General features: G+C 58.6%; 8 protein-coding genes. 5 read left to right on the forward strand and 3 right to left on the reverse strand.

The genetic code is table 11. The features are described from left to right. Positions 1–597: 597 nt before the first annotated feature. Positions 598–801, reverse strand: coding sequence for a hypothetical protein (locus ACLHHB_RS11550; RefSeq protein WP_410218431.1), 204 nt, complete (start codon positions 799–801; stop codon positions 598–600). A 936-nt stretch (positions 802–1,737) separates the two neighbouring features. Continuing rightward, positions 1,738–1,980: a hypothetical protein gene (locus tag ACLHHB_RS11555; RefSeq protein WP_410218432.1), complete on the reverse strand. Its 243-nt coding sequence runs from the start codon at positions 1,978–1,980 to the stop codon at positions 1,738–1,740. 93 nt (positions 1,981–2,073) lie between these two features. Here ACLHHB_RS11555 and ACLHHB_RS11560 point away from each other — a divergent pair, with 93 nt between their 5' ends. The 5 genes from ACLHHB_RS11560 to ACLHHB_RS11580 all read left to right on the forward strand — a co-directional run bounded on the left by ACLHHB_RS11560 (position 2,074) and on the right by ACLHHB_RS11580 (position 6,484). After that, positions 2,074–2,901 carry a type III polyketide synthase gene (locus ACLHHB_RS11560; RefSeq protein ID WP_410218433.1) on the forward strand — a complete coding sequence of 276 codons (828 nt, stop codon included), beginning with the start codon at positions 2,074–2,076 and terminating at the stop codon, positions 2,899–2,901. Positions 2,902–3,020: 119 nt separating this feature from the next. Further along, a complete protein-coding gene (locus tag ACLHHB_RS11565) occupies positions 3,021–3,629 on the forward strand; it encodes a methyltransferase domain-containing protein (protein ID WP_410218434.1) in 609 nt (202 codons plus the stop codon). Next, positions 3,626–4,738: an FAD-dependent monooxygenase gene (locus tag ACLHHB_RS11570; RefSeq protein ID WP_410218435.1), complete on the forward strand. Its 1,113-nt coding sequence runs from the start codon at positions 3,626–3,628 to the stop codon at positions 4,736–4,738. Before ACLHHB_RS11565 ends, ACLHHB_RS11570 begins: the two co-directional genes overlap by 4 nt. A gap of 357 nt (positions 4,739–5,095) precedes the next feature. Then, positions 5,096–6,040, forward strand: coding sequence for a Rieske 2Fe-2S domain-containing protein (locus tag ACLHHB_RS11575; RefSeq protein WP_410218436.1), 945 nt, complete (start codon positions 5,096–5,098; stop codon positions 6,038–6,040). Between the two features lie 12 nt (positions 6,041–6,052). Next, positions 6,053–6,484 carry a hemerythrin domain-containing protein gene (locus tag ACLHHB_RS11580; RefSeq protein WP_410218438.1) on the forward strand — a complete coding sequence of 144 codons (432 nt, stop codon included), beginning with the start codon at positions 6,053–6,055 and terminating at the stop codon, positions 6,482–6,484. A gap of 996 nt (positions 6,485–7,480) precedes the next feature. On the opposite strand, the gene ACLHHB_RS11585 is transcribed toward ACLHHB_RS11580, so the two are convergent. Further along, complete coding sequence (locus ACLHHB_RS11585) at positions 7,481–8,578, reverse strand: DUF475 domain-containing protein (RefSeq protein WP_410218437.1); 1,098 nt, start codon at positions 8,576–8,578, stop codon at positions 7,481–7,483. Positions 8,579–9,052: the final 474 nt, after the last annotated feature.

Genomic DNA, 9,052 nt, shown 5'->3' on the forward strand with positions numbered 1-9,052 from the left:
GCTCATGGCCTGCTTATTTGCCTCAACCGGCTGCACAACAACGCAAATTTATAGGGACTGACCCTAGGTCAATATCAGGCAGCTTCATTGCCACACTTTTTTGCAATCGTACCGCCAAGAAATTTTGACAGTTGATTAAAGCGCAACAATCTCACTCATGCGTTCTTGCCGGCCTTTCTGAACAAAGATATCTTCTTGCCTGCTTGCGCAGGCATATTGCCGCGTCATTGCGAATTGCGATGCCTTGTTGCAAGCCCTTGGAAGCAGGATCGGCATTAGTCGAAGTCCAAGTGGGATAGTATCGGCAACGAAATTGTCCTACGCGGCTATGCCCTCTGCTTCAAAGCTGCTCCTGTTCAACGCTGAATGCTGACAACTCGTACCATGAAAGCCGCCAGTTTTCTTGGCAGCTTCGGCCAATCTGTTTGTTACGGAGCCGCACCAGATCATCCTAGGCTGTCACAACGGCTGAGGCATGTTCAGCTGTGCGGGCACTGTCTTTCTGCGCACCCTCACACTCTTTTTCTCCAGAAGCTACGGAGCACAAGGGAAGACTGCCGGCACAAGCTGAGACGTCTGTCACGGGCACTCCATGATTCAATGCTCAGAGGCAAGCCGTACCATCGCCTGCAACTGTCGACGACTTTCGCGCACATGGAAAAGCAGTTGGCTGTCCTCAAGGTACACGGCCAAGATCGTTCCACCTCCTGCAGCCTCATCGACATGCAATTCCGCACGCCGATCGAATCTTATCTCCAGTTGTTCAGCAGTCTTGTACTGGGTAAGCACCACACGGGGCATCACGTGCCACCTCCTCATGTTCTGCAACCAGAGGATGATCGCATCTTAATACTTTATTACAAGCGTAAACTTGGGTCTCGCACTTGGGAACTCGCACAAGGCTGCGGCGGCAAGAGCAGTGTGACGGCACCCGGAAATACCGTCGCACGGCTGCAGGAGGGTCCGGCCGCTTGGTACGAGCCGCAGCAACAAGACGGTATCCGAAGGACTTGAAGTGCCCAGAGCCATTGTATCCTCAAGGAGTCAGTGATGAGAAAGCATGAGCATGGTCAAGGCAGGACGTTTTGCTGGCATCCCGGGGTATGCATCGGCAGAGCCGGTTTCCACCTCCATCGTGACGTGCCCTTGATCGGCATATGAAGAGGGCAATATTCGAGTCGCAAGAAATGGCTCGTCCGTTTGCATCAGTTCGAGATCACGTGTGGGCGAGGTTTCCAGTCAAGCAGGCGTTCCTCTGAAGACCATAAAGATTCACAAGTCATGCTTGGTGGGGCCTCATGCTGTGCCAGCGTCTGCCTCTTAAATGGACAATGCGCTCCTGTATGAAGTTCTCATGCACAGGCTGAGAACATGCGCCCGGTCATCGGTATCGTACCGACCTCGTGCTCTTATTCATCTCGCTTAGCGTTTCAGTGAAGGGCTGGAAAGCATGTTCAAAAGAACCGAAAACCTTTTGGCTCTTTGCCACTCGTTCGTAGGGCATTGAGCATAGCACGGAACGGACGTGCAGTTAGTAGAAATAGTCATCAGAGAGCCATGAGCATTTCGCCGGACCCTGTCTGTGCGGCCAGCAGCTTCTGTATCCTCACGCATGATCGAGTGAAGCAATGTACCGAACCGGCTGCTTGCCCGCTGGAAATGCGCTGCCTAGGAGGATCCGTGCCAGCGTAATCACGCCCGCGCAGGCATCAGGATGGGCTCAAGCAAGGATCTCAGTTAGGCCACCTGGAAAGCCGGGTAGTAGTTGTTGCGTGGAACCTTCCCAGCCAAGTCCCGTTGACGCCGAGAAACCCGGCTGGACGAGGCGTTATGGCTACGGCTTATCTGAACAGGATCAGCACTGCTGTTCCACACCATGATGTCCACCAGACCTTCATGGACTTTGCCGAAGGAATCCTGCAAAGGGACGGCAGGCATGTCCTGTTCCGGCGGATGGCCGGCCGCGCGCAGATCGAACATCGTTGGTCCTGCCTGAAGCCGGACGATTCCGGACAATTTTCTTCACTCGACCAGGAGGGATTTTACGCTGCAGGCGCCTTTCCCACTACGGCAATGCGCATGCGTCAATATGAAGCCGCTGCACCAGGATTGGCGGACGAGGCCGTGGCAGGTTTGCAGATCACCGATCCAGACAGGATCACACATCTGATCATCATATCCTGCACCGGACTTTCGGCCCCCGGATTGGACTTTCACCTGATGGAAAGGTTCGGGCTCCAAAAGTCGATCGAGCGCACCTCAGTGGGTTTCATGGGATGTTATGCCGCGATCAACGGGCTCAGACTGGCGAGGCATATCGTCAGGTCCGATCCTGAGGCACGTGTCCTGATGGTCAGCTTGGAGCTTTGCACATTGCACCTGCAGGACACCGGTGACTTGGAGCAGGTTCTGTCGTTCATGATTTTCGGTGACGGCTGTGCGGCGGCACTGATCAGTTCCGACAAGGAAGGGCTGGCGCTGGAGTCATTCAAATCCGTGATGGTGCCCGACACCAGCGGGCATATCACATGGGCGATAGGTGACCAAGGCTTCGACATGGTCCTGTCCGGGCAGGTCCCGGCCAGCATTGCCCAACATCTTGGCCAACGGATGCACGATTTCCTACCCGCTGAAGGTATTGAAGACATCGCCTTGTGGGCAGTTCATCCCGGAGGAAGGTCGGTTCTGGACGCCGTGCAGCAGGCGTTCGATTTACCGTCGTCATCGCTGGCTCATTCGCGGGAGGTGCTGCGCACATGCGGTAACATGTCCTCTGCCACTGTTCTTTTCGTTCTGGACGCGATGATGAAGGACCCTGAAAGCAGGCAAGGAAGCCAAGGCTGTGCAATGGCCTTCGGGCCGGGCATCGTCGCGGAAACCATGCGCTTCAGCGTTGCATGATGGATAAACCCTCCCGTCCCGATTTTTCGCGCCGGTCGCAGGATTCGGAACTGATGGACGGCGAATGCGACTATGAAACCTTTCGCGATTGCCTGACAGACCTCGCCCGCGTCAACCGCATGACCTTGGCCTATCGGCCGACTCTGTCCTTCCTCGACCGCCTGCTTCGCCAGGGCCTCCTGCCGGAAGGAAGACCGCTGCATGTCCTTGATGTCGGCAGCGGTTATGGGGACATGCTGCGATCCGTGGCAGTTTGGGCGCGCCGGCGAAATCTGGCGGTCAAGCTTACAGGCATCGACCTGAGCCCTTGGTCAGCCAGAGCTGCGCGAGAGGCGACATCTGATGGGATGCAGATCGACTGGCGCACCGGCGACATCTTCGCATTCCGGCCAGACGAGCCGGTCGACATTTCTGTCAGCGCCCTGGTGGCGCATCATCTTTCCGACGACCTGCTGGTGCGCTTCTTGCGCTGGCAAGAGGACGCAACCAAGGTTGGCTGGTTCATCAACGATCTGCATCGCCACCCCATGCCGTATCATCTCTTTGCCCAAGGGTCGCGACTGCTGCGCCTGCATCACTTCGTGCAGCATGACGGCCCTGTCTCGATCGCGCGCGGCTTTGTGCGCGACGATTGGCATCAGGCGTTGGACGCCGCCGGAGTAGATGAGGCAGATATACGCTGGTGGTTGCCGTTCCGTTTGTGCGTTTCGCGGGTCAAACGACAATGAAAAATGCTTACGACGCTGTTGTTGTCGGAGGCGGGCCGGCTGGTGCTTGTCTCGCAAGGAATCTGGGCAAAGCCGGTCGCAGCGTCTTGCTGCTTGAGCGGTCGAATGGCCCGCATCAGAAGGTTTGCGGCGAATTTCTCAGCCATGAGGCGCTTTTCTATCTGCGAGGGATGGGAATCGATCCGGAGCAACTCGGCGCCGTTCCGGTTTCTTCTGTCGCGCTGATCCACAAACGTGCCGTGGCACTGTCAAAACTGCCTTTTCCCGCCGCCAGCCTGTCTCGTTGCGTGCTTGATGAAGCCTTGCTGGGTTTGGCAAAGGAGGCGGGCGTCGAGGTCCGTCGCGGGTCCCGCGTCCTCGAAGTTCGCAAGCACAAGGACCTTTGGCGCGTGGACGATGACAATCATGCTGTCACGGCACGTGCCGTCTTCATGGCCAGTGGCAAGCACGACATTCGGGGATGGAAGCGCCCCCCCGGCCGGCAGCCCGACCTTATCGGGTTCAAGCAGCAGTTTCGCCTTGCGCCTTTGCAAGCGCGAACCCTTGCCAGGCGGGTGGAGTTACATCTGTTTTCGGGAGGATACTGCGGCCTTGAGCCCGTGGAGGAGGATTTGTTCAACCTGTCCCTGCTGGTCAGGAAAGGGCGGTTTGCCCAGCTGGGTTCATGGGAGAACCTCTGGGATGACATGATGAAGGGCAGTCCGGTCCTTGCAGAGCGAATGGCCTGTGCCACTGCGATGACGGGAAGGCCGCTGGCGATCAGCGCAATCCCCTATGGCTTTGTGCGCCGAAACAGCGCGGGTCCGTGGTTTCTGGGGGATCAGGCTGCGGTCATACCATCCTTTGCAGGAAACGGCATTTCCATGGCGCTTCACAGTGCCCATGTTGCTGCAGATTGCTATCTCAGCGGACGTCCTGCCGATCAGTTTCAGGCAGCTTTTGCGCGCGATGTTTGCCGTCAGGTGCATCGCGCCACGCTCTTGTCCCGCCTTCTAGTCTTGCCCAAGGCGCAGGCTGTTCTATCGGCGGCGGCCTGCTGGCTGCCCAAGGCGATGCGCGGGATCGCCACCGCCACCCGTTTACCAATCGAGCAGCACACTGTGCAGTGACAGGATATCATCGGCAGGTCTTTTCAGCCTGCCGTTTCCCAGAAGCTCTCGCCCCATGATGGTGAAGGTAACGCCTTCCGATGGGCAGGTGGTTTTCCGTGTCGCCTTGCTTGAAGCAAGGACTGGAGTTCCTGTCAACTGTTGCTCTCTGGAGGAACCTGCGGCGGACTGGGAGAAGCGTGGCGGTGCAACAATTCCGCGATCACTAGGGGCAGGAGTTGCCGCTCATACTTCCTGCCTCTACGCTCAAGGGGATGACGATAAGGGAGGCTGGCATGGCATCAGCGACAGAACAGTTCACGGCATCTATTGAAAATAGCCGAGCGCCTTGATACGCCAGCCTACGCGGTCGCGAACGTGCTTTCCAGCGCGCTCGAGGTGACCGGAACGGCATCGCAGCCGATCCAGAACGCGTTGCACGGAACGTGGCTCGGCCATCCGCTTCATCCGGCACTGGCGACACTTCCCGTCGGCACCTGGACCATGGCGCTCGGTCTCCATGCCTGTGACGCCATGGGTCTGGGGGCGGGGCGTGCCGGCCCGGCCGCCGATCTGGCGCTGACCATCGGCGTGGCAGGAGCTGTGGCGGCAGCGGCGGCGGGTGCTGCAGACTGGCGCCAGATCCATGGTCGGGACCGGCGCACCGGGCTTGCCCATGCGGCGCTGAATTCCACCGCACTTGGCCTGACCATCGGGTCGCTTGCCATGCGCCGCCGGGGGCGCCGGAGGGTCGGGCGCGCGTTGAGTGCGACAGGTTGGCTTGCTCTGGCCGCCGGGGCCTACCTCGGGGGACATCTGGTCTATCGACGCCGTGTGGGTGTCGATCAGGCAGACCGTTCTCCCGAACCGCGCGGATTCCAGACCGTGGCCGCCCTTGCCGCGCTGGAGGAGGATCGACCCCGTCGCGCCGAGGTTTGGGACGAGACGGCCCGCGCCATGATCGGCATCGCGCTGGTGCGCCATGGCGGCCGCGTCCATACCGTGGGCTCGCGCTGCTCGCACATGGGTGGACCGCTGGATGAAGGCTGGGTGCAGGAGGGTGGGCTTGTCTGCCCTTGGCACGGATCGCGTTACTGCCTCGCCACAGGCCGCGTGCTGGATGGCCCTTCAATTGCGCCCCAACCCCGTTACGACGCGCGGATCCGGGATGGCCAGGTCAAAGTCAAGCGTGTTTCCGAGCCCGGCGACGAGGCCTTGTCGCCCGAAAAGATTGATGCAGCCCGAACTGCCGAAGCCGAGGGAATAGCCGACCTTCCAGCCGGAGCCCGAAAAGCTGACGAGGTGTTGTTCGAACATCATTAACTGCTGCGCCGGCTGTTCGAAACCGTCGAAGCGATGGACCCACAGGACCCCGAGCGCCGCGACATGATGCGCCTGCTTTCTGCCGAACTCGAAATTCACGAACATGTCGAAGACGAGATCTTCTATCCCGCCGTACGGTCGGTCAGCGAGGATGTCCCCCTGGCCCACGCAGAGCACCAGCAGCTTGCCGACATGCTGGCGGTGACGCTGCGTCTTGGCCCTTCGAGCCAGGCTTTCGAAGAGCAACTGCGCGCCCTTCATCAGGCCGTCGACCACCATGCCTCGTCCGAGGAGCAGTCCATGTTCAAGGAGGCTCAGCGCTTAGGCGACGCCCGCCTTCGGCAACTGGGCGCCCAGATGGAAACCATGCTGGATGATGAAAGAGATTCCCGCGCCCGCCGCGCCTTTCGTGCCCTCAAGATCCGGCTGCTGGAAGGGTTGTAGGCGACTGGAAAGACAAACTGTTCGCGCGGACAGTCTTGTCCGATGTTTCCTGCCCGTGCGACCGATGCGCTTTTCCCTACGACCCTACACAGCGCCGCCATTGCGCGATTGACACATGCACTGACACCAACCCGTTGCAGGCGATGAAGGTAAGCATCTGGCGATGGCAGTGTGCAGCGGTAACATATAAGGTCCATCTCAGCTGGAAGTTAGCTTTTCGCACCGGCCGCCTTGACCCGTCGGGCCAATGATCCTGCTGTTCATGTCGGCTGGTCAGAAAATTCAAGACCCATCATGTGGTCAGCCGCTTGATAAAGTTCAAATATGTCCGCCACAAAAACCTCGAGCAGTCAGCGTCCTCTCATGATGTTCTTTTTAAGCGACCAAAGTGCCGGAGCCAGACTTAAGCAGTGACACATGCTTGACTGCAATATCCAGGGCAGATTTAAGTTCTGTCACGGTGCCACGGGTCAAGCTGATGCTCCGGTTCTTGGTCAGCCGCAGCTACTCGGCTAGGGTTGAACTTCTCTTGGCTAATGTCTGTTTCCAGACGGGGCTATGGAGAATGCTTGTATTGCCACCAAGTCCGATCATCAAAGTAATGACTGCAAGGGAAGAGGCGGCCCTTGCCATGCTTCATCGCCGAGCCATTTCAAGCCTGAGCGGGAAAGAGGTCGTTTGGTCTTCTTCTCCGCAGCCATGGTCCAACCTTATGTGGCAGATATCTTGGCACCTGTTGAGGCAAGTTTTCCGACAAGGTGCAGGGCAATATTCAGAGAAATAAGGGACCGACAAACATGTCCGTCATTTTCCAGACCGTCTCAATCACGAGGCTCTCGTCACTTTTCATCCCTACAAATTCGCCTTTGATGAGCCTGACGAAGGCCTGTGACTGGATGTGCCGTCCTCAAGGGCTGTTGTCAGCGACCAGAACGCGTGAATCTGCCCGGCAGGGCCAACGCTGGTGCGCTGCGCTTCCCTGCCGGTTCAGTTCCTTTAGGCAGCTTGCGCGGCCATTCTTTTGTTCCACCGGATCGAAGACCACAGGGATATGCCGATCAGGGCTGCTCCGCCGAGCCCTGTAATGACCTCGGGGATGTGCACCAGAGATTGGGCGAACATCACCACTGACAGGGCAATGATGGCATAAAAGGCGCCATGCTCGAGATAGCGGTACTCGGACAGGGTGCTGTTTTCGACCAGCATAATCGTCATCGAACGCACATACATGGCGCCGATGCCGAGACCGATGGCGATAACGAACAGGTTCTGGCTGAGCGCAAAGGCTCCGATCACGCCATCGAAGCTGAACGAGGCATCCAGCACCTCAAGATAAAGGAATGCGCCAAGGCCGCCGCGGGCCGCGCCATGCAGCGTCTCCTGGGCACTGTCCAGCAAACCGCCCAGAACCTCGACCAGAAGAAAGGTCATCAATCCCCAGATGGCTGCGCTGAAGAACACTTCGCGTTCGGCACCCTCCAACAGGTGCGAGAAGCCCAGCACGAACAGCAACACGACTGCCACCTCGACCCCTCGGATAGTCGCGTATTTCGCCATGTGCCGTTCGATCCAGCCAACCCAGTGGACGTCCTTCTCATGATCGAAGAAGAAGCTGAGGCCTACCATCATCAGGAAGGTGCCGCCAAATGCCGCGATCGGCAGATGCGCGTCATGCATGATGCGGGCGTATTCCTCGGGTCGGCTGGCAGCGAGCAGCAGGGCCTGCCAAGGGCCGATCCCGGCCGCGATCACCACGATCAGCAATGGGAAGACGATGCGCATGCCGAAAACGGCGATCAGGATGCCCCAGGTCAGAAAGCGATGCTGCCATTCAGGCCGCATCTCCTTCAACTTGTTCGCGTTGACGATGGCGTTGTCGAAGGACAACGAGATTTCCAGAACGGCCAGCACCGCGCAGATGAAAAGGATCGACAGCATCCCACCGAAAGTGCCGGTGGTCTGCCAGCCCAGGAATGCGCCGAGCGCAAGACCAATACCGGTCACGATGATGGCCCATTTGAGATAGGAGAGTACCGGGCGGCCACGCATATCCAGTTGCGAGCCTCCGGTCTGGGGCGAAGTTCCTTGTGTCATGATGGAAGATTCCAGACGGCTGGAAAAAGAACAGGTGCCGACATCACGGAAGCGCCGCCACTTCCGCCAGAGGGGCCCGGTCACCGCTCGACTGCGCCATGCGCAATGGCATCTAGCGGGCCGCGGGGAGAATCAGCAAGCCTTTATGGATTGGCCCGGGCAATCGAGGGCTAGGCCTTCAAGCGTTTGCCATCTGAAACTTAGAATGTGCCAACGGAGGCAGATTGCTGTCTCTTCATGTTTCGTAGCAGTATCTTCGACCTACACTGCCCTGTCCCTCTTATCTTATAGCGGAGCCAGCCTCTTTCATTTGATGCTAAAGTTGTATGCTGGGGGCGCGAAGCTATACTCCCACCCCCTTGAACTTCCTCCCAGACCGCAACTGGCAAGCGCGACAGCAAAGAAGAAGGTCTGCGGTCTGCGGGCAGCGGCGGTGGGATCGGCTGCACGCCGTTGCGAGTCCTCGGGGCGAGC

The sequence above is a fragment of the Paracoccus sp. (in: a-proteobacteria) genome (genome assembly GCF_046462195.1).
Classification (GTDB): domain Bacteria; phylum Pseudomonadota; class Alphaproteobacteria; order Rhodobacterales; family Rhodobacteraceae; genus Paracoccus.